This is a genomic window from Mycolicibacter engbaekii, assembly GCF_002101585.1.
GTDB classification, from domain to species: domain Bacteria; phylum Actinomycetota; class Actinomycetes; order Mycobacteriales; family Mycobacteriaceae; genus Mycobacterium; species Mycobacterium engbaekii.
Window position 1 is genome coordinate 15,766 of sequence record NZ_LQOT01000073.1, and the last position, 26,460, is coordinate 42,225.

The following is a 26,460-nucleotide window of genomic DNA, read 5'->3' on the forward strand; positions in this document are numbered from 1 at the left end:
GTCAGCGGCTATGCCCCGTTCCTTCGAGGTGACGTTCGCCTCGCCGGCAACCGTCGAGCAGGTGCACGGTGCCTTCGGCAACCCCGCCTATTGGCAGGCCCGGCTGCAGGCGTTCGGCGGCAACAAAACCCTGGACTGCCTCGATGTCGACGCCGACGGCCGGGTTCGGGTCGTGGTGAACGAGGATCTGCGCCACGGCGCGTTGCCCGGGATGCTGGCCAAGGTGTACCGCGGCGACCTCAACATCGTCTCCACCGAGGTCTGGACGCCGGCGTCAGACGGCCGGGTCGACGGCGCCATCACGGTCGCGGTGACCGGCGCCCCGGGCTCGGGCAGTGGTGTCGCGGTGCTCGAACGCGCCGGCACCGGCTCGCAGATGACGCTCAGCGGTACGGTCCGCTTCAAGATGCCGCTGGTCGGCGGTCCCATCGAGAGCTTTCTGGCTCGCGAGTTCGCCCAAGGTGTGCCGGAGATTCAACGGTTCACCACGAGTTGGCTAGGTGAGAATGCCTGATTCGGAGTTCCCGTACACCCACGTGCCGGCCACCGCCGAGGCACTGGCCCGGCTGGACATGCCGCTGGGTGAGGCGATGATGACCCAGCGTGCGATACGGCGGGTGTATTCCGACCCGGTCGACGACGCGGTGGTGCTCAAGTGCATCGAACTGGCACTGCGCGCCCCGACCGGAAACGACGGCCAGAATTGGGAATTCATCGTCGTCAAGGACCGCAAAGTCAAAGAGGAATTGGCCAGGCGGTATCGGCAGGCCTGGAAGATTCAGCGCGGCGTGGTGCTGCGGCGCAAGATCAAAACCGACGAGTCGATCGCCGGAATCGCGCGGGCCATGCAGTGGCAGATCGACCATTTCGCCGAGCTGCCGGTGCTGGTGGTCGCCTGTCTGCGCCTGGGGGCCAGCGAGGGCCGGCTGCCGGTGGTGCGGATGCCGCACATCGCCGAATCCGCCTACTGGGGTTCGATCTATCCCAGCGTGCAGAATCTGCTGCTCGCAGCCCGCGCCATGGGCCTGGGCGCTTCACTGATCACCCTGCCGCTGTGGAATCAGCGCGCGGTGCGGCGCACCCTGGGTCTGCCGCACGCCGTCACACCGTGTTGCATCGTGCCGCTGGGGTGGCCGCGCGGGCGTTACGGGCCGACCACCCGCAGGCCGGTCGGGGAGGTGGTTCACCTGAACGCTTATGGGGACCGCGCGTGGCTGGATAGCTGAATGCAGGCTGTGGTATTCCGTGGCCGGAGATTATGTGCGATTAAGGGGAAGTCTGTCGTCGATTGGTGTAAGTTAATCGTCGATCGCTAAAGTTCGGGCCGCGGCTCCGATATGCGCGCACGGTCCGGGGGGACTTTGAGGGGGATGTGTGATTGGTGGGGGGACGCTTCAGCGTCGGCATACAACGGGCGGGGCTCATCGAGCGGCGCGGGGGCGCCGGCCGGCGATGGTGGCAACGGGGGCAGCAGCGCCGCCGCGGCGGTATGCCACGGCCACAGCAAGCGCGGCACTGGCCGCGTCGACCGCGGTCGCCGTGGTGGCCCCCGTCTCGCCGGCTGCGCCCTGGATCCCCGGCCTGACCGCCGCCGAGCGGGCGGTGCAACTGACGGCGGATCCCTCGTTCCTCAATATCCCCTTCAACTTCTTCCAAGACTTGGTCAACATCCCATTCAACAATGTGCAGTCGACCAACGTGCTGTCCAACTCGTTCTTCTTCACCGGTAACTGGTTCACCCCCAGCGCCACCAACCTCTGGGGGGAGGATCCGGGAGACCCGGGGCACTTCATGGCGATCGTGAATTACCTGTTCCCCTTCGCCCCCGAGATCTCGGGCCTCTATCAACCTGAGATCGACCCAGACGCGTTGGCCAACGGCACCGCGGGCCTGGGGCAGCAGTTGGCCATGTTCGCTGCCGCCATGTTGCCGGTCAGCGCTTCGTGTGACGCGATCCAGTGCTATCCGATGTCGCCGGTCGAGCCGATCACCGGCCTGACCGGACTGGACCGCGCGATCAACTTCCTGGTGGCGTTCTCCAACTTCCCGAACGACGACAATCAGCTTGACCTGTTCAAGTACTGGCTCAAAGTGCCGCTCCAAGATCTGGTCAACGGCTACACATTCCCCAGCAGCCCCTTCAGCGACCCGGACAACCCGACATCGGCGGGCATCGCCTCGCCGGTGGAGGGCATCGGCCCGAACGGCTCGGTGCCCGGGGGATTCGGCTTCCCGGGCACGCATCCGCTGCTGGACGACAACGGCGATCCCGTGCTCGATGAGTACGGCAACCAGATCAATCTGATGCCGTGGGCCGGCGTGACGTTCAAATTCGACCTGTTCGGGCCGATCCTGCAGTGGTTCAACAGCCTCATGCAGCCGGTCGACTGGAGCGTCAACGGCGCCGACCCCACCGTCGGCTTTCACTTCGCCAGCGCCGACGAGGTCGCGCAGGCGATGAAGGCCCTGATCGCCGGGCTGGTCATCGACTTCAACCCCTATGTCGCGGGCAGCCCGCTGTGCCCCGGGTTGTGCAATATGGCGCCGTTCTCCCCGCCGTGGGGAGTGACCACCTTGGACTTGGTGAAATCGATCCAGGCCATCGGCGCGCCCAATCCGCAGATCCAGCAGTGGATCGACCTGACCGAGGCCGCGGGCGCCCAGAACGCCGTGGGCGATGCGAACGGCTCGACCGACGAGCAGATTGTGGCTGCCATCTCGGCCTTGCAGACCGGAACGTTCACCTTCGACACCGAGACCCACAACGCGATCATCGACTTCCTGGGCGACATCAACCCCTACCTGCCGAACCTGGCGGTCAACTCCGGGCTGCTGACCGATCCCGGGTTTTTGGGGCCATGGCCGATCAATCCCGAGACCGGTTACTACATGCCGCCGACCTGGAACCCGGACCTGCCGTTGGACGAGCAGCAGATCGGCGAGTACGGGGGCCTCAACTCACTGCTGGTGTGGGACGACTTCCTGCGGGTCCTGGACCCGAGCGGAGGTCTGGTCGCCGATCTCGACGCGTTGTGGGCCGAAATCGCCAGCTGGTTCACGTTCTAGACCGCGCCGAAGCTGCGCGGGGCCGCGTTCGTGCGGCAGTCCCAGGATGCAGGGGAGAGGTTTCGGCGACAACCGCGCCCAACGATCTCATCTTGAACACAGCATTTACATCGCTTGGCGACATGTGATTGTCGATTTGCGCTCAGTCAGTGCTTTGATAGATTACAGGAATAGCACGTGGCCCTGGCGCTGCGTAGAGCTACTTTACCTTGGGAGGAAATCGGGATGGTCACAGCCTTGCGTTCGTACTTCTCCGCGGGGCTGGCCATCACCACCGCCGGGCTCATCACCGTGGCCCCACCGGCCGCTTCCATCGCCAAGAGCGACGCGGTTCACCTCGAGACACAGCTCGCTGCCGGCGAGTCGCTGTGGAACGTCCCCCTGAACCTGTTCCAGGCTCTGTTCAACGCGCCGGCATGGGAAATCCACGCCATGGACACCCTGGCCAAGTCGCTGTTCTACAGCGGTCCGTGGTTCGCCGGTAGCCCGACGAACGCCTGGGGCGAGGACCCCGGCGACATGGGGCACTTCGAAGGCATCCTGCAGATGATGTTCCCCTTCCCGTTGATCTCCGGCGCCGGTCACGAAGGGGACCACAGCTACCCGGGCCTGGGCCAGCAGCTGTCCATGCTGGCCAACGTTGAGATCCCGATCGACCTGAGCTGCGCGGGCCTGGACTGCCTGCCGGCCATGCCGACCAGCCCGATCACCGGCTTCACCGCGATCGACCAGACCCTGTGGAGTCTGCTGATCGCCTTCGGTCTGCAGCCCTTCCCGCTGATCAACAACTGGTTCCAGATCCCGTTCTCGGACATGACGAACGGCAACCAGTTCTACTTCGACCCCAACGGGCCGGGCATGGTCAACATCGGGTATGCCAATGACGGCTACTACTGGCAAGGCACCCGCACGCTCGAAGAGCTGGGGCTGAACCCGGAGGACTACCCGAACATCGACCCGAACGCCCCGCTGCAGCCGTGGGCGGGCAGCTACTACTCGATGGACTTCGGGCAGCCGTTCGCCAACTTCTTCAACAGCCTGACGCAGCCGTTCGACCCCGACCAGTTCATCCTGCCCGACCCGATCGATTTCGCGCGCGCCGTGCAGTCGCTGATCGCCTCATCCCTGCTGGCCTTCAACCCGTTCATCCCCGGCAGCCCGGTCTGCCCCGGGCCGTGCCTGCTTCTCGAGCCCGGCGGCAACATCTTCGACCCCGAGGACTGGAACACCCCCAGCTACTTCTGGCTGGTCAAGATCATGGACGACCTGTGGCCGGGCAACCCGGTCATCGACGAATGGATGGACGCCTACGCCAACGGCACCGCCAACGTCTCCAACGAGGAGATGATCGAAACCCAGGCGTGGTTGTGGCGCCTGAACACCGTGCTGCTCGATATCAAGAACCCGCTGCCGCCGGACCCGGTCATCGACACCACCCCGTTCCTGCCCACCCCTGAGCAGCTCCAGGCGTTCTTCGGCGACTACTGGTACAACATCTTCGACAACAGCGGGATCATCGGGCCGTTCGACATCCAGGGGCTCTGGGACGCCATCTTCAACATCACCCCGGAGTAGCCGTCAGGTGGCCGCGCTACCGGCCAGATCGGGCGAACGCCCCGGTGGACACGGTCGCTGCTACCGTTGCTGGCGCGGCGGATAGGGAGAGCGGTGCTGTGCTTGAGGTGATCGACAGGGGCGATACCAGCTCGGCTCACCCCGTTCCGCTGTTGTTCGTCCACGGTGCCTGGCATGCCGCGTGGTGCTGGGAGGAGAACTTCCTCGGATACTTCGCCGAGCGGGGTTATCGCGCGCTGGCGGTCAGTTTCCGCGGCCATGGCGCCAGCTCCAGCGACAAGCCGTTGCGGTCCTGCGGAGTCGATGACTACGTCGCCGACATCGTGGCGGTGGCCGAGAGTCTCCCGGTGCCCCCGGTGGTGATCGGTCACTCCATGGGCGGGCTGATCGTGCAGAAGTACCTCGAGGGCCGTCCGGCGCCGGCGGCGGTCCTGATGGCGTCCATCCCGCCGCGGGGCAACTACGGCTCCACCCTGCGCTGGCTGCGCCACCGCCCGTGGGATGCGATCAAGATGGCGGTAACCGGCAGGGCGCTGCCCTACATCACCTCGCCGGAGCGGGCTCGGCAGCACTTCTTCTCCGAGACCACCCCGGCCGAGACCGTCCTACAGTGCGCGGCCCGGCTGCAGGAAGACTCCCCGCGGATCAGCGTGGACTGCTTGATCCTCAAGTTGCCCCGGCCCAGCCGTGTGACGACGCCACTGCTGGTGCTCGGCGCCGAACAGGACGGCGCCCACACCTGCAAAGAAGTGCTGGCCACCGCACGTGCCTACGGCACCGAGGCCGAGTTCTTTGCGGGCATGGGCCACAACATGATGCTGGAACCAGGGTGGGACGCCGTCGCCGACCGCATTCACCGATGGCTGGGCGAACGCGGCCTATAGCGCCGGCCGGGCCGTTCAGTCCTTGGCGAAGCAGTACAGCCGGTAGACGAACTCGCCGTTGCGCAGCGCGCCGTTGAAGGTCCAGTCGGTAGCGGCGCTGGCCAGTCGGGCCAGGCCGCCATGGTGGGCGATCATGCTCTGCTTGCGGTCGAGGTTCTTCTCGTTGCCGCGCAGCACGTCCATGCTGATGTCCTCCTGGGACACCAGGCGCAATCCGGTGCCGGCCAGCTCGGCGTCCCAGCGGTCCAGCTCGCTGCGCCGGCGGAAATCGGTGTAGAGGAAATGCCCACCGGGGGCCAGCACGCGTGCGGCACCGTCGAAGAACCGGGCCGGGTGCGGGTACAGATGCGATGCCTCGACGTGCAACACCACATCGAACGAGCCGTCGTCGAACGGCAGGTTCTCGGCGTCGCCCTGCACGAAGTCCAGGCCGGGCAGCTGGTGGCGCTTGCGGCAGAACTCGATGGCGGTCTCGTTGAGGTCCAAACCGGTGTAGGCGGCGGGCTTGAAGGTGCGCATCACATACGACGCGCCGCCGCCGTGGCCGCAGCTGACCTCCAGCACCTTCTTGCCGGCCAAGTCGACCTGGGCGGCGGTGCGGTGATACTGCTGGATGAAGAACCGGTTGGGTTCGTCGGCGGGATCCAGCGGCACCGCCATCGGCGGGTCCTCTTCGTAGCCGTAGTTGAGGAACAACCAGTCGTCGCCGCTGAGCATCCGGGTCTGGGTGGAGAATCGCTTGTTCACGAAAGAGGTGAACACCAAGTTGTAGACGAAGGGATTCGTCAACACGCGATGGGTAACCGGGTTGAATATCAGGCGGTTCATCGTGGGCATCGAAGAAGTATCTCACGATTCGGGCGGCGCCGCGGTTCTGGCCCCGTGCCGGGAGTCAGTCGCGCAGCCCGCGCATCAGAATGCGGTTCCACAGCCGGTCGGAAACCAGGGCACGGGCCAACACGGTTGCCTTGCCGGAGATTCCGACCACGTAGCGCGGCTTGGGGTTGCGGGCCCTGACCACGCGCAGTACCGCGCGCGCGACGGTGTCGGGCTCGATCATCACGCCCCGCTTGGCAGAGAGCTGGCGGGTGTTCTCGGCATAGCGAATTTTGAAGTCGCCGTAGGGATCATCGGCTGCGTAGCTGGGACGCGCCTCCTGCTGAGAGATGACGAAGGGCGTTCGGACCGCAGTCGGGTCGAGCAGCACCACGCGGACGCCGAACGGCGCAACCTCGGCACCCAGGGACAGCGACAGCGCCTCCATGCCGTACTTGACCACGTGGTAACCGCCGGCGCCCGGACTGGCGAAACGCCCTCCGGTGCTGCCGATGTTGACGATGACCCCGGACCGGCGGTGGCGCATCCCGGGCAGAACCGCCTGAGCAAGGTGCAGTGCGGCAACCACATTGGTCTCAAACAGGCTGCGCAGGTCTTCCAGCGGCAGTTGCTCGAGGGGGCAGGTCAGCGGAAATCCGGCACTGTTGACCAGGACATCCACCCCGCCATGCTCGGCGGTGATCTCCGCGACCAGGCGTCGCACTCCGGCCTCGTCGGTGACGTCGAGTTGGCGTGCGGTCAGCCCTCGGGATGTAAGACGTTGCAGGGCTTCGGAATTACGCCCGACGGCATAGACGCGGTAACCGGCCGCCTGCAGCCGGTCGGCGGTTGCCTCGCCGATCCCGCTGGTTGCTCCGGTGACCAGCGCTACCGGCTGGGCGCTCATCGGGCGCCGGTGTTCCCGGACTGAGCCGGTGCGGGGTGCCCGGCGGAGCCGGCGGGAACCAATTCGACGGGCAGGTGCTCCAGGCCGCGCATGGTGGCGTTGACCAGATAGCGGGGATCGCCGTCGAGCCGGATGGTTTCGACGTGGGGGATCAACTGGGTCAGCACCCGGCTCACTTCGATGCGGGTCAGGTGCGTGCCGAGGCAGTAGTGCGCGCCCCCACCGAAAGCGAGGTGGTCGCTCGGATTGCGGTCCAGGTCGAACGTGTCGGGATCGGGGTAGTGGCGTGGATCGCGATTGGCCGCCGCGTAGAGCACCAACACCCGTGCACCGGCCGGGATGGTCTGGTCGCCGACCTGGTAGTCGCACGTCGCGGTTCGGTAGAAGCCCTGCACCGGGGCGACCAGCCGGAGCTGCTCTTCGATGGCGGCCGGGATCAGCTCGGGCTGTTCGCGCAGCCGGGCGTAGACATCGGGACGTTGCGCCAGGGTCAGGAACAGTCCGGAGATCAGATTCGTGGTGGTCTCACTGCCGGCGCCGACGAGCATCGATGCCGTCCAGAACACCTCGTCGTCGGAGAGGGTGTCGGCACCGCTGGGCGCCGCCAGCATCGAGATCAGGTCGTCACCGGGCTCGGCGCGGCGGGCTTTGATCATCGGGTCCAGACTGCGGTGCATCGCGATCACCGCCTGGCTCGAGCGCATGTTCATCACCATCCCGCGCAGGCTCAGCGGGGCGAATGCGGCCTCGTTGATGGTGTCGGCCCACTCCAGGAACTGGTGACGGTCCTCCTGCGGTATGGCCAGCATCATGGTGATCAGCCGGTTCGGCAGGGGCTTGGCGAGGTCGGAGACGATCTCCACGCGGCCGCGCTCGACCATCGCGGCGACCAGCTCGTCGGCGGCGCGGTTGATGTTGATCTCCCACGACTTCATCGCACGCGGGGTGAATGCCCGCGACACCGACCGGCGCAGCCGGGTGTGCTCCGGCGGGTCGGTGGCGTTCATGGTCTGCAGGCGGACCCGGAAGCGGGCCTGGCTCTGCGCCGAGGACAACGCCTCGTTGTCGCGTAACGCCTGGCGGACCTCGTCATAGCCCGGGATGATCCAGATGCCCCGCTTGCGGCTGTACCAGACCTTGGGCCCGGTCAGCAGCGTGCGGTACCCCGGATAGGGGTCGTGCATCGTCTCCGGTGCAAACGGGTCGAAGTCGGTCAGCGGAGCGGTTTCGCGTCGGGTGACCGCGTAGTGGTAGGCGGTCGCCCGGTCGCGGACCACGCCGATGAGCCCGTCGGTGCCGATCTTGAGCAGACTGGCGCGAAAACGAAGTCGGCGCGTCAGTTCCTTCTGGTCCATCTGGCAAGCCCCTCGTCAGCGATCGTCGGGATTGGAGCGCGATTGGCCCGACCGGCCCGCAACCGGCCCAGCCGCCACCCTAGCCCGGTCGCCTCCCGGGGCCCGGGGTCACTCTTTGACGAGGTCGAAAATGCGGTAGGTGATCTCGCCGCGGTCCAGGTCGCGGTAGAACAGCGACCCCTCGACCACGGCGAACTCCCGGGCGAAGCGGCGCAGGAAGAACGGCATGCGCTCGTTGATCAACTCGTTGGAGCGCGGTGAGTTGGCCGCCAGCCCGCGGACCACTTCGCGACTGATGTCGCGCTCGTTGACCAGCCGCAGCGGCGGGGTGGCCAAGGTCTGCTGCCAGGACTCGATGTCTTCCTTGGCGCGGAAATCGGTGTGCAGGAAGTGCCCGCCCGGACGCAGCACCCGTCCCACCTCGCGGACGAACTGCGCGAAGTCGGGGTAGATGTGCGAGGCCTCGACGTTGACGATCGCGTCGAAGGAATTGTCCGGGAACGGCAGGTTCATTGCGTCACCCTGCACGAAGTCCAGGCCGGGCACCTGGTGGCGTTTCTTGCAGAAGGCGACGCCGTCGGGGTTGAAGTCCAGGCCGGTGTAGGAGGCCGGCTTGAGGGTGCGGGCCAGGAAGGAGGCGCCGCCGCCGTGGCCGGAGCTGACTTCGAGGACGTCCTTGCCGGCCAGGTCGATCTGGGTCGCGGTCTGGTGGTAGAGCTGGATCGAGTACCGGTTGGGCTCGTCGGCCGGGTCGAGCTGCAGACCCAGCGGCGGGTCCTGCTCGTAGCCCCAGTTCAGGAAGACGACGTCGTCGTGCCCCATCCGCTTCGTCATGAACGGGTACCAGTACTTGAAGGCCTTCTTGTAAAGCGGCATCGCCGAGATGCGGTACACCAGCTCGGCGCCGACTTTTTCCAAGGTCTCAGATGGGGAACGCACCATACCGAAAGTATGGCACAGCTCAGCGGGGGCCTCAGTTTCCGGTGATCCGGGTGGCCGGCTGCGCACGGTGCGGTTCACCGCGGTATCGCGACGGCGGCCCGCCGATGCCGCACACCCGCCACATCAGCCTGCCGGCCATGGTCATCAGGCCCAGGTCGTCGCAGAGCATCCTGATGTCGGCGAAGGTGTCGCGCAGCTCCTGGCGTGATTCGGCCGAGCCGGCCCGTAGCTGCCGGCGGACCGACCGGGGTACGCCGAAATGCCGGTAGAACGCGCGGGGCGGCAGCACGATCGGCCGCGCGAACACCCGCATGAGCACCGGCACATAGATCGACATCCACACCCGGTTGACCCACCGGGCGTGCGGGACGCGCTGACGCAGCCGGGCGTCGGCGAAACAGATGTGTCGCGCCTCCTCGGCGACGTGGACCGCCATGATCGCCCGCACCAACGGATGTGCCGACCCGGCGCTGCGCAGTGCCTTGGTCTGGATCACATCGACGGGCACCTCGCCGGCCAGCACCCCGAAGAAGAATGCGTTGGGGAAGGGGCCGGCGTACAGCGGTAGCACCGGCGACAGCCTGCGCATCCAGCGCGGCATGCCGGGCACGTCGTGGCCGATCCGGTTCACCAGTTCCTGAAACATCAGGACGTGGTGGCATTCCTCGATGGTCTCGCGAAGGCAGTAGCGGTGTTCCGGCGATCCGTTGGGCACCCGCGAGGCGTACTGCACCAGGCCGCGAATGAGCATGCTTTCGAACTGCAGCGCGATCTTGGCGATGTTGGCCTGATGCCACATCCCGATCGCGATCTGCGTGGTGAGCGGTTGGCGGCGGTACCACGCCGTGCGGGCCAGCGGACCGTCGCAGAGCACCCACCGGGGGTCCTGCGCGCACACGGCGTACTCCGGGGCGTCCCAGTCCAGGTCGGTGAGCGGGTCGAAACGATGCCGCTCGGAGTTCTCCGAGAGCGCGGCCAGCATGGCGGCGTAGTCCTGGTCGGTGGCGGCGCGGGTCCGGGGGGTTCGCGCGCGTGCCGCGCGGGTGATTCGGCGTGTGCACGCGCCTGCGAGCAGCATGGTGAGGACCGCCAGAATCACCGTACCGACCATTGCGCAGCTCCCCGGAAAAAATCAGATACGTTTTAAAACGGGTTATCTACATACCCGTAGTCATCATACCGCCCATTTGACGCGCAAGTAGATATCGCGTCCGCGCCCCCGGGCGTGACGCTCGCGGGCCGCCCGCCGGTCGCCCACCGGTCATGGCGCTGACCTCTGTGAACGGCGGGAAGGGGCGCCGTTGCGGTAGCGTGTCGTCCTTATGGAGACGCAGCAATACGACGCCGTCATCGTGGGCGCAGGCTTCGGCGGCATCGGTGCGGCGATCCAGCTCAACCGGCTGGGTTACGACAACATCGTGATCGTGGACCGCTTGGACGGTCTCGGGGGAACGTGGCGCGTCAACCACTATCCCGGCCTCTCGGTCGACCAGCCCTCTACTACTTATTCCTACTGGTTCGAGCCCAACCCGTACTGGTCGCGGTTGTTCGCTCCCGGTCACGAAGTCCAGGCCTACGCCGAGCACGTCGCGGCCAAGTACGACGTGGAGCGCTTCATGCGGTTCAACACCAGTGTCGACGGTGCCCAGTGGGACGACGACGCGAAGGTCTGGCGGACCTCACTGGCCGGCGGCGAGACCCTGACGTCGCAGTTCCTCATCGTCGCCACCGGCTTCCTGTGCCAGCCGAAGATCCCCGACATCCCCGGCATCGACACCTTCGCCGGCCACGTCGTTCACACCGCGGAATGGGACCACGACTATTCGATGGCCGGTCGCCGGGCGGCCGTCATCGGGACCGGGTCCACCGGCATCCAGGTGATTCCCGAGCTGGCCAAAGAGGTCGCCGACCTGACGGTGTACCAGCGCACGCCGATCCTGGTCACACCCAAGTCCGACGTGGTGTTCCCGCCGCCGGTGCAACGGATGTTCGCCCGCGTGCCGTTCACCCAGCGCATCGTCCGGTGGCTCACCGACAACACCACCGACTTCATGATGGTGCTGACGATGTGGCGCTACCGGCGCTTCAAGTTCCTCAACAAGGCGATGGCGGCCCAATCGGCCCTGCACCGGCTGCTGTCGGTGCGCAACCGCGAACTCGCCCGCAAGATGGCGCCCGACTTCGACTTCGGCTGCAAGCGTCCGTCGATCTCCAACGACTACTATCCGGCGTTCGCCAAGCCGAACGTGCAGCTGGTGACCGAGGGGATCGAGCGGATCGAACCGGACGGCATCGTGGCGCGCGACGGCGTCAAGCGGGAGGCCGACACCCTGGTGCTGGCCACCGGCTACGACGTCTGGGAGAGCAACCTGCCCGCCATCGAGGTGATCGGTCGCGGCGGCCGCAACCTGGGTAAATGGTGGCGCGAGACCCGATTCCAGGCCTACCAGGGCATGACGGTGCCTCAGTTCCCGAACTTCATCAACATGTCCAGCCCGTTCTCCTGGGTCGGCTTGTCCTGGTTCAACACGGTGGAGTATCAGACCCGGCACATGCGGCGGCTCTTCGGCGAACTGCAGCGTCGGGGCGCGCAGACCTTCGAGGTCACCGAGGACGCCAACGCGCGGTTCTACGAGCGGATGATGGACCTGCTGGACAGCTCGGTGTTCCATCGCGGCAACTGCGCCACATCGAACTCCTACTGGTTCAACCAGAACACGGGGGAGGCGCCGCTGTTCCGGCCGACCTCGGTGCGCAGCGCCGTCAAAGAGCAGGATCACTTCCCGCTGTCGGATTACCGGATCGGATAACGTGCGCTGTCACGGTCCTGAACAGGGGGTTACAGTGATCGTTCGGGCAACTGGCCGGGTGAGGGGCCGATGAGTACCCGCCACCGGAACCACGGCGGGTCCTCGGCAGCCGCATTCGTTCGCCGCTTCGCGGTGCCGATCATCTTGGCCTGGGTGGCCATCACCGTCCTGGTCAATGTCGCCGTTCCACCGTTGGAGCAGGTCGCCAAGGAACACCCGGTGTCCTTGAGCGCCAAAGACTCGCCGTCGATTCAGGCCATGGCTCGGCTCGGGCAGGTCTTCGCCGAGTCCGACACCGACAGCGCGGCGATGATCGTCATCGAAGGTGACGAGCCCCTCGGCGACGCCGCGCACCAGTACTACAACGAGCTCATCGCGCAGCTCAACGCCGACACCGTGCACGTCCAGCACATCCAGGACTTCTGGGGCGACCCCCTGACCGCCGGGGGCGCCCAGAGTCCGGACGGCAAGGCCGCGCTGGTCCAGCTGAACCTCGCCGGAAACCAGGGCGAGGCCCTGGCCAACGACTCGGTCGAGGCGGTCCGCGACGTCGTGCAGCGCACCCCCGCACCGCCGGGGGTTCGGGCCTACGTCACCGGCCCGGCGCCCATGGTGACCGACATGAACACCAGCGGCGATCGAGCGGTCCTGAAGATCCTGGTGGCCACCGTCACGGTGATCTCGCTGATGCTGCTGCTGCTGTATCGCTCGCTGAGCACCGTCGGGCTGCTGTTGGCCGTGGTGGGAATCGAACTGGCGGCGGCGCGCGGAATCGTCGCGGCACTGGGCCACTACGGGCTGATCGGGCTGTCCACATTCGCGATCAACATCCTGGTGACCCTGGCGATCGCGGCGGGCACCGATTACGGCATCTTCTTCATCGGCCGCTACCACGAGGCGCGCCATGCCGGCGAAGACCCGGAGACGGCCTATTTCACCACCTACCGCGGCGTCGCTCATGTGGTGCTGGCCTCAGGCCTGACGATCGCCGGTGCGACGTTCTGCCTGAGCTTCACCCGGCTGCCGGTGTTTCAGACCATGGGGCTGCCGTGTGCGGTGGGCATGGTGGTCGCGGTGGCGATCGCGCTGACGCTGGTGCCGGCGGTACTGGCCGTCGCCACGCGCCACGGGCTGCTCGAGCCGCGCCGCAAGATGTCCGACCGCGGCTGGCGCAAGGTGGGCACGGCGATCGTGCGGTGGCCCGTCCCGATCTTTGTCGCGGCCTGCTCGGTAGCGCTGATCGGCCTGCTCGCACTACCGGGCTACCAGGTCAGTTACCGGGACCCGTCGTTCATCCCCCAGGACACCCCGGCCAACCTCGGTTGGGCGGCCGCTGCCCGGCACTTCCCGGAGTCGCGTCTGCTGCCCGAGGTGGTGATGGTCGAGTCCGACCACGACATGCGCAACTCCGCGGACTTCCTGGTGCTCAACAAGGTGGCCAAGAGCATCTTTGCCGTTGAGGGCGTTGCGATGGTGCAGGGCGTCACCCGCCCGGAGGGCACCCCGCTGGGGCACACCTCGATTCCCTTCCTGCTCAGCATGCAAAACGCCGGCCAGTTGCAGAACCTGGACTTCGTCAAGAACCGGGTGGCCGACATGCGCCGCCAGGCTGATGACCTTGACGAGACCATCGCCTCGCTGCAACGGATGTACGCGCTGATGCAGGATCTGAACTCCAGCACCCACCATGCGACCGGCGTCTCCCAGGAGGCTATGGACCTGTCCCAGCAGGTGCGGGGCAATATCGCCGACCTGAACGAGAACTCCAAGTCGCTTCGGGAATCGGTGGAAAAGCAGCAGAACTGCGCCAATGACCAGACCTGTTTGTCGCTGCGTGCGGCCTATGCGGCCATGGACGGCACCACCGCGCTCACCGACAAGATCAACGAACTGGCGCCCGACCTGACCAACATCGACACGGTGACACCGCAGCTGCTGGCGATGATGCCGGCGCAGATCGCCGCGCTCCGCAGCCTGCAGACCATGATGCTGACGCTGCACAGCACGATGTCGGGCATCCTGGCCCAGGTCGAGGAGGTCGGCGGCGACTCGACGGCGATGGGCCAGGACTTCGACGCCGCGAAGAGCGACGACTCGTTCTACCTGCCGCGGGACGCCTTCGACAATCCGGACTTCAAGCGGGTGGTTCAACTCTTCCTGTCGCCGGACGGTCATGCGGCGCGCTTCTTCATCACCCACGACGGTTACCCGGCGACTCCGGAGGGCATGGCGCGGGTCAACCTGATCAAGAAGGCGGCCACCGAAGCGCTGAAGGGCACCCCGCTGGCTACCGCCACCGTGTATGTGGCGGGCACCGCCGCGCTGTTCAATGACCTCCAGGGCAGCGCCGACTACGATCTGCTGATCGCCGGAATCACTTCCCTGGCAATCATTTTCATCATCATGTTGCTGATCACCCGCAGCTTCATCGCCGCTGTGGTGATCGTCGGGACGGTGCTGGCGTCGTTGGGAGCCTCGTTCGGGCTGTCGGTCCTGCTGTGGCAGTACATATTCGGCATCCACCTGCACTGGCTGGTGATGGTGATGTCGGTGATCATCCTGTTGGCGGTGGGCTGTGACTACAACCTGCTACTGGTGGCCCGGTTCAAGGAGGAGATGGGCGCCGGGCTGAAGACCGGGATCATCCGGACCATGGGCGGCACCGGCAAGGTCGTCACGGCCGCCGGCCTGGTGTTCGCCTTCACCATGGCCTCGATGCTGGTCAGCGATCTGCGGGTGGTGGGTCAGGTGGGCACCACGATCGGGCTGGGTCTGCTGTTCGACACCCTGGTGGTGCGCTCCTTCATGATGCCGTCGATGGCGGCGATGCTGGGACGGTGGTTCTGGTGGCCGCTGAACGTCCGGCAGCGCCCGGCGCGGATGCCGGCGGCGCCCGCCCGCGGAGAACGGAGCTTCGAGGACATGGTCGCCACGGCGTTCCCGGAGCTCTCCGGCAGACCGGCCGACGACCGCCCCACGGAGGTGCTGGCCACGGTGCGGCCCCCGGAGGAGGAGCCCGACCGCTGAGCGGGGCTCGACCCGCCGGCTCAGCGCCCCGCGACGTGGGCTAGATTTCAACAAGGTTCACTTGGAGAAAACGGTGCGGCGGTCCTGCGTCGGCGTTCGACGGTTTGGGGCACCGTTGTCGAAGGTCAAAGGGGAGCGGCCGAGATGCCCGAAGCTATTTCATCCACCCTGGCACGTGAGCATCTGCTGATCGACCGGGGTATCCGAGACTTTCTCGATCGCCTCGCCGACGGCACCGTCGACGCCGCGGGACTCAGCGCGGCGCTGGCGGTGCTGCGCCGGCACATCTACCTGGAAGAGCAGTTGTTGTTCCCACCGATCAGCGAGGGCGCCCAGCGGATGGCGGTGTTCGGGATGATCCGCGGACACGGTGAGATCTGGCGCGCCATGCACGCGCTGGAGGATCTGGTCGGGGTGGGCGCAGGCCATGCCACCCTGCGTGGCATCAGCCATCGGCTCCTCGAGCTGCTGGCCGCTCACCACCTGGTGGAGGAGCGGGTGATCTACGCGGCCGCCGACACCGGACTGGCCCCCGAACAGGCCGCCGAGCTCACCGAATTCCTTGACGGCGGCCAGATGCCCGAGGGGTGGATCTGCGCCAAGGCGGCAGCCTGAGGCCCCATCAGGCTTGTGCGGCGACGAGCGGTGTCAGCCCGGCACGATAGGCGGCCAGGCTGTGCCGCCAGCCGAGGTCGACGGCTCCACCACTGTCGACGGCGATCGCGGCGCCGACATGCACGAAGGGCTCCGGCGGCACCAGCGGGACGATGTCGAGGAAATTCACTACGCGGTAACAGCATTCGATGGCGGCGTCGAACGCGGCCTTGAAGTCGTCCAGGCCGACTCGCGGGCCGCCGAAGGTGGTCAGCCGCGGTTCGATGGTGTTGGGAGGCATCGCTCGGGCGACATCCGGTGCAGCCAGCACGGCCAGGGCCGCACCGAGGCTGTGCCCGGTGATCAGGATCTGGCTGCACCCACTGATCGTGGCAGCCACATTGGCGGCGATGGACTCGCGTACACAACCGTAGATCTCCTGAAAGCCGGTGTGCACCTGGCCGAATCCGGCAAGCGGGGTGTAGGGCGTCGGCGCGTAGTCGAAACCGGCGATCCAGTCCGCCACAGCGGCGCTTCCCCGGAAGGCGATGAACGCCGTCGCCGAGGACGTGTCATGGCCCATCAGGCCGAAGATGTCGGTGTCGCGGGCCATCACCGTGGCAGGATGCCGGTCGGGCAGCTCCGCAAGGTGCGCCCGGTCCGCGAGGATCAGCGCGGTCTGGCGCAGGCCCGCGGGCAGCGTGGGCTCGGCGCCGGCCATCACGGCGTAGGCCGCCGACACCAGCGGTAACGCCACGTCGCGAGCATTCGACGGGCTGAATGCCACAGTGGCCAGTGTAGGAGCCCCAGCCCTGCCGCCGCGGTCGGCGGCGGCAGGCCTTAGAATCTCGGCCAACGGCACTGAACCGGCAATCACCGGGGAGCCTTCGGAAGAACAGTCGATCTGCGACCGACTCAGTAGAACCGAACGGGACGGCCCGTCACAGCCTTTTTCGAGCGGTCGCGCCCCGCCCCGGGTGCGCGGCAAGCGGGGTGGTACCGCGGCGCTGGCGCAACCGTGCGGCGTCGTCCCCGGGCCGGGCCCTTGGGAGACAACACACCGTGACCGAACGCAGCTATCCGAAGCCGCCCGCCGGCGCCCCCGACTTCCCGGCGGCCGAGGCCGCCGTCCTGCAGTATTGGGCCGACGACGACACGTTCCGGGCCAGCATCGCCCGCCGTGAGGGCGCGCAGGAATACGTCTTCTACGACGGCCCGCCGTTCGCCAACGGCCTGCCGCACTACGGGCATCTGCTGACCGGCTACGTCAAGGACATCGTGCCGCGCTACCGCACCATGCGCGGCTACAAGGTGGAGCGCCGGTTCGGTTGGGACACCCATGGCCTGCCCGCCGAGCTCGAGGTCGAGCGTCAGCTCGGGATCACCGACAAGTCGCAGATCGACGCCATGGGCATCGCCGCGTTCAACCAGGCGTGCCGGGACTCGGTGCTGCGGTACACCGCCGAGTGGCAGGCCTACGTCACCCGGCAGGCCCGCTGGGTGGACTTCGACAACGACTACAAGACCCTCGACCTGCCGTTCATGGAGTCGGTGCTGTGGGCGTTCAAGCAGCTGTGGGACAAGGGCCTGGCCTATGAGGGCTATCGGGTGTTGCCCTACTGCTGGCGTGACGAGACGCCGCTGTCCAACCACGAACTGCGGATGGACGACGACGTCTACAAGAGCCGGCAGGATCCGGCGCTGACCGTCGGGTTCCGGATCGCCGGCCCCGGGCCGGCCGAGGACCTCGCCGGCGCCCACCTGTTGGTGTGGACCACCACGCCGTGGACCCTGCCGTCCAACCAGGCGGTCGCGGTCAACCCCGATGTGACCTATGTGCAGGTCGCGGCGGGGCAGCACCGGTACCTGCTGGCCGAGGCCCGGCTGGGCGCCTACGGGCGCGAGCTGGGCCTGGGCGAGGGCGAACAGCCGCAGGTGCTGGGCCGCTACCGCGGGTCCGAGCTGCTCGGCCTGCACTATGTGCCGCCGTTCCCGTATTTCATGGACTCCGACAACGCTTTCCGCGTGCTCGCCGCCGACTTCGTCTCCACCGAGGACGGGACGGGCATCGTGCACCTGGCGCCCGCGTACGGCGAGGACGACAAGAACACCACCGACCCGGCCGGGATCACTCCGGTCACTCCGGTGGACGCCAAGGGCCGCTTCGACGCCAGCGTGCCCGATTACGCCGGTCAGCATGTCTTCGACGCGAACAAGGCGATCATCGCCGACCTGAAGAACGGCACCGGGCCGGCCGCGGCCAACGGCGCCGTGCTGGTCCGCCATGAGACCTACGAGCACCCGTATCCGCACTGCTGGCGCTGCCGCAACCCGCTGATCTACAAGGCGGTGTCGTCGTGGTTCGTTCGCGTCACCGAGATCCGGGACCGCATGGTCGAACTCAACGAGCAGATCACCTGGTATCCCGAGCACATCAAGGACGGGATCTTCGGCAACTGGCTGCGCGGTGCTCGCGACTGGTCGATCTCCCGCAACCGCTATTGGGGAACCCCGATCCCGGTGTGGCGCTCCGACGACCCGGCCTATCCGCGGATCGACGTCTACGGAAGCCTCGATGAACTCGAACGTGATTTCGGGGTGCGGCCGGACAACCTGCACCGCCCCTACATCGACGAGCTGACCCGTCCCAACCCGGATGACCCGACCGGTCGTTCGACGATGCGGCGCATCCCCGACGTCCTGGATGTCTGGTTCGACTCCGGGTCGATGCCCTATGCCCAGGTGCACTATCCGTTCGAGAACGAGGACTGGTTCCAGACCCACTATCCCGGCGACTTCATCGTCGAGTACATCGGGCAGACCCGCGGCTGGTTCTACATGATGCATGTGCTGGCGACCGCGCTGTTCGACCGCCCGGCGTTCAAAACCTGTGTGGCACACGGCATCGTGCTCGGCAGCGACGGTCAGAAGATGAGCAAGTCGCTGCGCAACTACCCGGACGTGAGCGAAGTGTTCGACCGGGATGGCTCTGACGCCATGCGGTGGTTCCTGATGGCCTCGCCGATCCTGCGCGGTGGCAACCTGATCGTCACCGAGGCGGGCATCCGGGAGGGCGTACGCCAGGTGATGCTGCCGCTGACCAACGCCTACAGCTTCTTGACGCTGTATGCCCCGAAACCCGGTGTCTGGCGCACCGATTCGCAGCATGTGCTGGATCGCTACATTCTGGCCAAGCTGGCCTCGCTGCGCGACGACCTGACCGAGGCGCTGGACGTGTGCGACATCTCCGGTGCCTGCGAGCAGCTGCGGCAGTTCACCGAGGCGCTGACCAACTGGTATGTGCGGCGCTCCCGGCAGCGGTTCTGGGACGAGGACCGCGACGCGATCGACACATTGCACACGGTGCTGGAGATCACCGCGCGACTGGCCGCGCCGCTGCTCCCGCTGACCACCGAGGTGATCTGGCGCGGCCTCACCGGCCAGCGGTCGGTGCACCTGACCGACTGGCCGGAGGCCGCCGATCTGCCCGCGGACCCCGCCCTGGTCGCGGCCATGGACCAGGTTCGCGAGGTCTGTTCGGCGGCGTCGTCGGTGCGCAAGGCCCACCAACTGCGGGTCCGCCTGCCGCTGCCCAAACTCACCGTGGCGGTCGAGGAGCCCCAGCGGCTGGCGCCGTTCACCGATCTGATCGCCGACGAGCTCAACGTCAAGGCCGTCGAGCTGACCGACGACATCGCCGGCTACGGCCGATTCGACCTGGCGGTCAACGCCAAGGTCGCCGGGCCTCGCCTGGGCAAGGACGTGCAAGCCGCGATCAAGGCCGTCAAGGCCGGCGAGGGCGTCGTCAACCCCGATGGCACGCTCAGCGCCGGTCCGGTGGTGCTGCTCGACGGCGAATACACCGCCAAGCTGGTGGCCGCCGATCCCGAGTACACCGTTGCGCTGCCCGACGGCGCGGGCCTGGTGGTGCTCGACAGCGCCGTGACGCCGGAGCTGGAGGCCGAGGGCTGGGCCAAGGACCGGATCCGCGAGCTGCAGGAGCTGCGCAAGAACACCGGTCTGGACGTCTCCGACCGGATCGCCGTGGTGATCGCCGTGCCCGAGCAGCGGCTGGGCTGGGCGCAGACCCATGCGGACCTGATCGCCGGGGAAATCCTGGCCACCAGCTTCGAGTTCGGGACCCCGACCGATCCCGTGGAGATAGGAGACGGCGTGCAGGTGTCGATCGCCAAGGTCTGAGCGAAACCGTTTTCCGAACGCCTCCCTACCTGGGCCGAGTTTTTCGCGGCGAGATTCTTATAGCGGTACGCGGTGCCGGGGAGCCCACACCGCGTCGTGCCGAATGGCGGATCACTTCATCCGTGCTGTTTGGGGCTGTTGCGCCCTGGGACCTGTCAGTTTCCTGTATGCAAGCTTCGGGTATACCCCGGCGCCGGAGCGATCGCGACCATCTGTCGCATCGCTTCGGGGCCGTGGGTGCCTGATTAACCTCCAGTTCATACGAACGGCAGTGTTCAGCTGGTTCTGACCCACCCGAATTGCCAGTACTCGGCAGTCGTCGCGGCAGCGACTCGGGTGGGTCGGTTCTTAACATGGCAAGGGGGATTCATGGATTTCGGGGCGCTCCCGCCGGAAGTCAACTCCGCGAGAATGTATGCCGGCCCCGGCTCGGCGCCGTTGCTGGCCGCCGCGGCGAACTGGGCGGCGATGGCCACCGAGCTGAACTACACCGCGACCTCCTATGCCGCGGTGATCGCCGACCTCGCCGACTCGGCCTGGCAGGGGCCGTCCGCGGCCGCCATGGTCGCGGCGGCCGCCCCGTACGCGGCGTGGCTCAAAGCCACCGCGACCGGGGCCGAAGAGACGGCGATGAAGGCCACCGCGGCGGCGGCCGCCTACGAGGCCGCCTACGCCGCCACCGTGCCGCCGCCGGTGATCGCGGCCAACCGCGTGCTGCTGGCGTCGCTGGTCGCGACCAACTTCCTGGGACAGAACGCCCCGGCGATCGCGGCGACCGAGGCGCAGTACGGCGAGATGTGGGCTCAGGACGCCGCCGCGATGTACGCCTACGCCGGCTCGTCGGCGGCCGCCAGCCAGCTGGCCCCGTTCACCGCCCCCGCGGAGACCACGAATGGCACCGGCCAGATCAGCCAGCCCGCGGCGGCGACCGCTGCCGCCGGTCAGTCGACGCTGTCGGACCTGCTCAGCCAGATTCCCGAAGCCCTGCAGAACATGACCCTGAACCCGTTGTTGCTGCCCACCCAGCTCTTCGAGGACTACCAGGCGGTGGTGAAGACCCTGTCCACGGCGCTGAGCACCTTCAACGGTCCCTACGCCACCGGAATGATCAATGCGGCCCGCGGCATCTACCAGATGTCGATCAGCATCCCGGCGGTGGCGAACTCGCTCAACAACCTGACGTCCACGCTCAGCCCCAAGCCGATCATCGGTGCCTTGGCGCCGTTGATGTCCAGCACCATGCTCAGCGGCTCGCACGCCGTCCCGGTGTCGGGGGCGATGGGCCGGGCGGGACTGATCAGGTCGATGTCGGTTCCGGCCAGCTGGGCGAGCGCGGTCCCGGCCGCCAAGACCGCTGCGGTGGCCCTGCAGGCCGGCGTGCTCGAGGCCGCGCCCGCCCTGGCCGCCAACGGGGAGAGCCTGCTGGCCAGCCAGATGGCGCTGTCGAGCCTCGCCGGTCGCGCGATCGGCACCCCGGTGCGTCAGGCCGCCGGAGCCGCCTCCACCCGCGCGATCAGCGCCATCAGCCACGTCACCAACGCCCAGACGGGGCCGGATATCGCCACCACCGCCACCGTCATCGTCATCCCGCCGATCGCGAAATAGCGAAAGTAGGTCGCGTTCATGGTGTTTTACAGTTTTGCCGCGCAACCCCCCGAGGTGATCTCGGGCCAGTTGTACTCCGGTCCCGGTGCTGACCCGCTGTTCGCCGCCGCGACGGCCTGGTCGGGACTGGCCGCCGAGCTGCATGCCGCCGCATCGTCCTACCAGGCAGCGCTGTCGGGCCTCAGTGGGGGTTGGCAGGGGCCCTCGGCGGCGGCCATGGCGGCCGCCGCGGCTCCCTATGTGACGTGGTTGTCCACCACGGCGGCGCAGGCCCAGGAGACCGCGGCCAAGGCGACGGCCGCGGCCAGCGCCTACGAATCGGCGTTTGCCGGGATCGTGCCGCCGCCGGCGATCGCGGCCAACCGCAGCCAGCTGGCCGCGCTGGTGGCCACCAACATTCTGGGCCAGAACAGCACCGCGATCGCCGCCGTGGAGGCCGAATACGGCCGGATGTGGTCGCAGGACATCTCCGCGATGCTCGGCTACGCCGGCGCCTCGGCGGCCGCCACCGACCTCACGTCGTTCACCGAGCCGCCGCAGACCACCAACGCCACCGCGGGCAGTTCCGAGGCGACCGCCCCGGTGACACCGCACGACATCCTGCAGGGCGTCCTCAAAGAGATCAACGACATGACCGCGGGCTACAACAAGGGCTGGCAGGACTTCATCGACACCGCGACCGGAGGCCCCGAGGCGCGGTCCTACCTGGAATCACATATGGCGTTGATCTCGGGTACCAGCAGTCAGACCGCCTGGGTCAACACGGTGCACGCCTCCACCAACATGAGCATCACGCAGTTCCGGGCGGGCTACAAAGCGGTGCTGCCCGCGGTTCCCAAAGCCGCACTGCACGGCGGCCTGACCAGCACCGGCGTGACCGCGGGCGCGGGGCTGACCAGCGCCGCCGGTGCCAGCACGGCCAGCGCGATGCGGGTCGGCGCGCTGTCGGTGCCGCCGAACTGGGCCAGCGCGACCTCGGCCATTCAGCTGGCGTCCACGTCGCTTCCCGAGACGGCGCTGGGTGCGGCACCCGCCGCGGGCGCTGTGCCGGGCATGTTGGCACCGGCGGCCCTGGGCAGCGCCGCCGGCGGCGCGCTGGGCGCTCCCGCGGCGCGCACCCGGACGGTGGCGCCGGTGGCCCGCGTGGTGTCGACCAACATCGACGACCGCAACGCGCCGGTACCGCTGGACCAGGTGATCGCCCAGTTGCAGCAGACGCCGGATGTCGTGCAGCATTGGAACGTTGATCAGGCCGGCTTGGACGAGTTGGTGGCCAAGCTGTCCCTGAAGCCGGGCATTCACGCGGTGCACGTCCTGGATGACAGCGACAGTGCTCTGGCGGGCCCGAACTCCGCGCTCGGCTGACGCCGCGTAGATGCGCGAAACCCTTCGGTCGCTCCAGGAGATTCCCGATGAAGTTGTTGATCGTCCCGCTCGTCGCCACCGCCGCGGTGGTGCTGGCCGCGCCCGGGCACGCCTATCCCGGTACCGCAGAGCCTGACGAGGTCGACAGCGCGGAGTTCATCACGTCGCTGAACCAGGTCGGGATCACCTTCGCCGACCCGGCTCAGGCCGTGGAAGCGGCCCGTGCGTTGTGCGGGCTGGCGGCCAACGGTGAGTCGGGCCTTGAACTGCTGACCGACATCACCGACGCCAACCCCGAGCTGACCATCCCCGACGCCGCGCGGTTCGCTGCGATCTCGGCAAAGACCTATTGCCCGCACCAGCTCAAGTCGAAGTGACCGAGTCTGCGGGTTTGACGGCCAGCCAGCGTTGTTGACCGGCCGCGGTAGACACCTCTATTTTTCGGAAACCCGTGCGGTGCAAACGTTCTGCCATTGTTTCCGGTGGCACGGGGTTGTAGGTGTCACCCCAGTGCATGAGCCGGAACAGTGGCGAGTGCACGCCATCGCTTCCGGCAAACACCCCGGTCGGCCGCAGCACGCGGAAAGCTTCCGCGAACAGCCGGTCCTGCAACTGCGCCGTCGGCACATGGTGCAGCATCGTGAAGCACACCACTGAACTGAACTGCTCGGAGGACAGGCCCGTGTCGGTGCCGTCGCCGTTGACGATGTGGGCGCGCGAGCCGTACTTCGCCTGCAGGCGTTTCGCCATCGTGGGATCGATCTCGATCGCAGTCAGCTTAGGTGTCAACTCGACCAGACAGCGCATGTTGGCTCCGTATCCCGGTCCGATCTCCAGGGTGTTGTCGCCCAGATCGGCGTGTTCCAGCGCCCATGGCAGCAGCCGCCGCTCGACGCTGCGTGCCCACAACTGCGAACTGCAACAGATTCGGTGAGCCATATTCATCGCCACCGTCTCGACGTTAGTCGGGCATCGCCGGCGGCGGGCGCCCCCATAGGCTTGCGGTCATGGACGCCCGTTGGGTCCTGCACCTGGATATGGACGCGTTTTTCGCCTCCGTCGAGCAACTGACCCGCCCGACGCTGCGGGGTCGGCCGGTATTGGTCGGCGGGCTCGGGGGACGCGGCGTGGTGGCCGGGGCCAGCTACGAGGCGCGAGTCTTCGGCGCCCGCTCGGCGATGCCGATGCACCAGGCCCGCCGACTGGTGGGGGCACCGGCGGTGGTGCTGCCGCCGCGGGGCGCCGTCTACGGCATGGCCAGCCGCCGGGTCTTCGAGACCGTGCGTGCCCAGATCCCGGTCGTCGAGCAGCTGTCCTTCGACGAGGCGTTCGGCGAACCGGCTGAGCTGGCCGGGGCCGACGAGGCCGAGGTCGTCCGGTTCTGCGAAAGACTGCGGCGCCGCGTGCTCGAGGAGACTGGCTTGGTGGCCTCGGTCGGGGCGGGATCGGGCAAGCAGATCGCCAAGATCGCCTCCGACCTGGCCAAGCCCGACGGGATACGGGTGGTCGGCCGAACCGAGGAACGCCTGCTGCTCGACGGGCTCCCGGTGCGGCGGCTGTGGGGGATCGGTCCGGTCGCCGAGGAGCGGCTGCACCGGCTGGGCATCGACACGATCGGTCAGCTTGCCGCGCTCAGCGACACCGAGGCGGCCGACATTCTGGGTGCCACCGTCGGTCCGGCGCTGCACCGGCTGGCCCGCGGTATCGACGACCGCCGGGTCGCCGAACGCGCTGAGGCCAAACAGATCAGCGCCGAATCCACCTTCGCCGTCGACCTGACGACCCTGGACCAGCTGCGGGCCGCCATCGGGCCGATCGGCGAACACGCGCACCGCCGACTGCTGCGCGACGGCCGCGGCGCGCGGACCGTGACGGTCAAGCTCAAGAAGGCTGACATGAGTGTGTCGACCCGTTCGGCCACCCTGCCGTTCGCCACCACCGACGCGGGTGCGCTCATGGCCGCCGCTGCCCGGTTGCTGCTCGATCCGCGCGAGATCGGCCCCATCCGACTGCTCGGCGTCGGATTCTCCGGCCTGACCGACGTCCGCCAGGAGTCACTCTTCCCGGACCTGGAGTTTCCGGATGGGGCGGCGATCCCGGACACCACCGCGCTGGAGACGCCGTCTGCGGCCGGTAGGGCTTCCTGGCGCGTCGGCGACGACGTCCGGCACCGCGAGCTGGGGCACGGCTGGGTGCAGGGCGCCGGCCACGGGGTGGTCACCGTCCGATTCGAAACGCGCAGTTCAGGTCCGGGACCGGTGCGGACGTTCCCCGACGACGAGCCCGCCATCGGCCGTGCCGACCCGGTCGACAGCCTGGACTGGGGCGACTACGTCCACGAGCAGGCCGCCGGCGACGAGTCGCCGATCAGCCCCACCGGTCGATGATCTCGGCGACCGGCCGGCCGGCGGCCAGGGCCGCCATCAGCAGAATCCGCGCCTGCGGGGGCCGCAACCGCGGCACCACCACCGCGCCGGCCTCCACCAGGGCCCGCCCCGGTCCGTAGTCGGCGCTCACCCGTCCTTCGGGGACACGGCTGGACACCGCGACCACCAGGCCGGCCCGGCAGTGCCGGCCCACCGCGTCGATCACCGCCGCCGGCGCGTTGCCCGAGCCGAGTCCGGCCAGCACCACCCCGCGTGCCCCGGCCGCCGCACAGGCATCCAGGGCCACCGAGTCCGCGCCGGCGTACAGGGCGACGACGTCCACCCGTGGCGCGGTGGCCGGGACGGCCAGGTCGGGGCGGGTCTTGCGGCCGGTCAAGGTGGCTCGGCCGTCGGAGACGGTGCCCAGCAGCGGGCCGGTGAACCCGGTCAGGCCGGTCAGGGTGGTCTTCTGCAGGCCCAGCGGTGCCAGCACCCGGCCGGCGAAGCACACCAGCACCCCCATACCCCGGGCCGCGGGGGCCGCCGCCAGCGCCAACGCGTCGCGCAGATTGCCCGGCCCGTCGGCGTCGGGGGCGTCCGCGCCGCGCTGGGCGCCGGTCAGCACCACCGGTACGTCGCCGCTGTAGCCGAGCTCCAGCCACAGCGCGCCCTCTTCGCAGGTGTCGGTGCCGTGCGTGACGACCACGCCGTCGGCGCCGGCGTCCACCGCGGCGCCGATCGCGGCCAGGACCGCAGACCAGTCGGCCGGACCGAGCTCGGAGCTGTCGCGCGCCATCAGGTCCACCACGGTGACGTCGGCGTCACCGGCGCCGGCGAGCAGCTCCGCACCGTTGCGGCCGGGCCGCAACGCGCCGTCGCTGTCGGTGCTGCAGGAGATGGTGCCGCCGGTGGTGATGACGGTAAGGCGTGGTGTCAGCATGCCGCGAT

Annotated in this window: 21 protein-coding genes; 13 read left to right on the top strand and 8 right to left on the bottom strand. The window is 67.8% G+C overall.

All coding sequences use genetic code 11. The annotated features are described in order from the left end of the window. The first annotated feature begins 10 nt into the window (after positions 1–10). The 5 genes from AWC02_RS18575 (at position 11) to AWC02_RS18595 (ending at position 5,525) form a co-directional block, all read left to right on the top strand. Positions 11–514 (top strand): DUF2505 domain-containing protein, encoded by a 504-nt coding sequence (locus AWC02_RS18575; protein ID WP_085130176.1) that lies wholly within the window; start codon positions 11–13, stop codon positions 512–514. After that, positions 507–1,226 (top strand): nitroreductase family protein, encoded by a 720-nt coding sequence (locus AWC02_RS18580; protein ID WP_085130177.1) that lies wholly within the window; start codon positions 507–509, stop codon positions 1,224–1,226. The genes AWC02_RS18575 and AWC02_RS18580 overlap by 8 nt, the downstream gene beginning before the upstream one ends. Before the next feature lie 226 nt (positions 1,227–1,452). Beyond that, positions 1,453–3,066, top strand: a complete 1,614-nt coding sequence (locus tag AWC02_RS18585) for a hypothetical protein (protein WP_085130178.1) — start codon at positions 1,453–1,455, stop codon at positions 3,064–3,066. Positions 3,067–3,291: 225 nt separating this feature from the next. Next, positions 3,292–4,641 carry a hypothetical protein gene (locus AWC02_RS18590; protein WP_085130179.1) on the top strand — a complete coding sequence of 450 codons (1,350 nt, stop codon included), beginning with the start codon at positions 3,292–3,294 and terminating at the stop codon, positions 4,639–4,641. A 98-nt stretch (positions 4,642–4,739) separates the two neighbouring features. Continuing rightward, the gene (locus AWC02_RS18595; protein WP_085130180.1) at positions 4,740–5,525 is read left to right on the top strand and encodes an alpha/beta hydrolase; all 786 of its coding nucleotides are present in this window, start codon (positions 4,740–4,742) and stop codon (positions 5,523–5,525) included. Positions 5,526–5,540: 15 nt separating this feature from the next. On the opposite strand, the gene AWC02_RS18600 is transcribed toward AWC02_RS18595, so the two are convergent. The 5 genes from AWC02_RS18600 to AWC02_RS18620 form a co-directional block, all read right to left on the bottom strand. Continuing rightward, complete coding sequence (locus tag AWC02_RS18600; RefSeq protein WP_085130181.1) at positions 5,541–6,353, bottom strand: phthiotriol/phenolphthiotriol dimycocerosates methyltransferase; 813 nt, start codon at positions 6,351–6,353, stop codon at positions 5,541–5,543. Between the two features lie 64 nt (positions 6,354–6,417). Continuing rightward, on the bottom strand, positions 6,418–7,248 hold the full coding sequence (locus tag AWC02_RS18605; protein WP_085130182.1) for an SDR family NAD(P)-dependent oxidoreductase: 831 nt from the start codon (positions 7,246–7,248) through the stop codon (positions 6,418–6,420). Beyond that, positions 7,245–8,603 (bottom strand): cytochrome P450, encoded by a 1,359-nt coding sequence (locus AWC02_RS18610; RefSeq protein WP_085130183.1) that lies wholly within the window; start codon positions 8,601–8,603, stop codon positions 7,245–7,247. Before AWC02_RS18610 ends, AWC02_RS18605 begins: the two co-directional genes overlap by 4 nt. Positions 8,604–8,711: 108 nt before the next feature. Further along, entirely contained in the window at positions 8,712–9,479 is a 768-nt protein-coding gene (locus AWC02_RS18615) for a phthiotriol/phenolphthiotriol dimycocerosates methyltransferase (protein WP_207568091.1), read from the bottom strand. Between the two features lie 97 nt (positions 9,480–9,576). Next, positions 9,577–10,656: an AurF N-oxygenase family protein gene (locus AWC02_RS18620; RefSeq protein ID WP_207568088.1), complete on the bottom strand. Its 1,080-nt coding sequence runs from the start codon at positions 10,654–10,656 to the stop codon at positions 9,577–9,579. A 211-nt stretch (positions 10,657–10,867) separates the two neighbouring features. Between AWC02_RS18620 and AWC02_RS18625 the strand changes: the two genes are divergently transcribed. The 3 genes from AWC02_RS18625 (at position 10,868) to AWC02_RS18635 (ending at position 15,997) form a co-directional block, all read left to right on the top strand. Then, the gene (locus AWC02_RS18625; protein ID WP_085130185.1) at positions 10,868–12,355 is read left to right on the top strand and encodes a flavin-containing monooxygenase; all 1,488 of its coding nucleotides are present in this window, start codon (positions 10,868–10,870) and stop codon (positions 12,353–12,355) included. Between the two features lie 69 nt (positions 12,356–12,424). Then, a complete protein-coding gene (locus AWC02_RS18630) occupies positions 12,425–15,382 on the top strand; it encodes an MMPL/RND family transporter (protein ID WP_085130186.1) in 2,958 nt (985 codons plus the stop codon). Between the two features lie 144 nt (positions 15,383–15,526). Then, entirely contained in the window at positions 15,527–15,997 is a 471-nt protein-coding gene (locus AWC02_RS18635; protein ID WP_085130187.1) for a hemerythrin domain-containing protein, read from the top strand. A gap of 7 nt (positions 15,998–16,004) precedes the next feature. On the opposite strand, the gene AWC02_RS18640 is transcribed toward AWC02_RS18635, so the two are convergent. Then, the gene (locus AWC02_RS18640) at positions 16,005–16,763 is read right to left on the bottom strand and encodes a lipase family protein (RefSeq protein WP_085130188.1); all 759 of its coding nucleotides are present in this window, start codon (positions 16,761–16,763) and stop codon (positions 16,005–16,007) included. A 275-nt stretch (positions 16,764–17,038) separates the two neighbouring features. On the opposite strand from AWC02_RS18640, the gene ileS reads away from it, so the two are divergent. From ileS to AWC02_RS18660, 4 genes are all read left to right on the top strand, one after another. After that, positions 17,039–20,176, top strand: a complete 3,138-nt coding sequence (gene ileS / locus AWC02_RS18645; protein ID WP_085130189.1) for an isoleucine--tRNA ligase — start codon at positions 17,039–17,041, stop codon at positions 20,174–20,176. A 369-nt stretch (positions 20,177–20,545) separates the two neighbouring features. Beyond that, positions 20,546–21,781, top strand: coding sequence for a PPE family protein (locus AWC02_RS18650; RefSeq protein WP_085130190.1), 1,236 nt, complete (start codon positions 20,546–20,548; stop codon positions 21,779–21,781). An 18-nt stretch (positions 21,782–21,799) separates the two neighbouring features. Continuing rightward, the gene (locus AWC02_RS18655; RefSeq protein ID WP_085130191.1) at positions 21,800–23,146 is read left to right on the top strand and encodes a PPE family protein; all 1,347 of its coding nucleotides are present in this window, start codon (positions 21,800–21,802) and stop codon (positions 23,144–23,146) included. Between the two features lie 47 nt (positions 23,147–23,193). Further along, the gene (locus AWC02_RS18660) at positions 23,194–23,523 is read left to right on the top strand and encodes a DUF732 domain-containing protein (protein WP_085130192.1); all 330 of its coding nucleotides are present in this window, start codon (positions 23,194–23,196) and stop codon (positions 23,521–23,523) included. Here the strand turns inward: AWC02_RS18660 and AWC02_RS18665 are convergent. After that, positions 23,510–24,091, bottom strand: a complete 582-nt coding sequence (locus AWC02_RS18665; RefSeq protein WP_085130193.1) for a class I SAM-dependent methyltransferase — start codon at positions 24,089–24,091, stop codon at positions 23,510–23,512. The genes AWC02_RS18660 and AWC02_RS18665 overlap by 14 nt on opposite strands. A 62-nt stretch (positions 24,092–24,153) precedes the next feature. On the opposite strand from AWC02_RS18665, the gene AWC02_RS18670 reads away from it, so the two are divergent. Next, positions 24,154–25,533, top strand: coding sequence for a DNA polymerase IV (locus tag AWC02_RS18670; protein WP_085130194.1), 1,380 nt, complete (start codon positions 24,154–24,156; stop codon positions 25,531–25,533). Here AWC02_RS18670 and AWC02_RS18675 read toward each other — a convergent pair. Then, positions 25,514–26,452: an asparaginase gene (locus AWC02_RS18675; RefSeq protein WP_085130195.1), complete on the bottom strand. Its 939-nt coding sequence runs from the start codon at positions 26,450–26,452 to the stop codon at positions 25,514–25,516. The two genes, AWC02_RS18670 and AWC02_RS18675, sit on opposite strands and share 20 nt — an antisense overlap. Between the last annotated feature and the right edge of the window lie 8 nt (positions 26,453–26,460).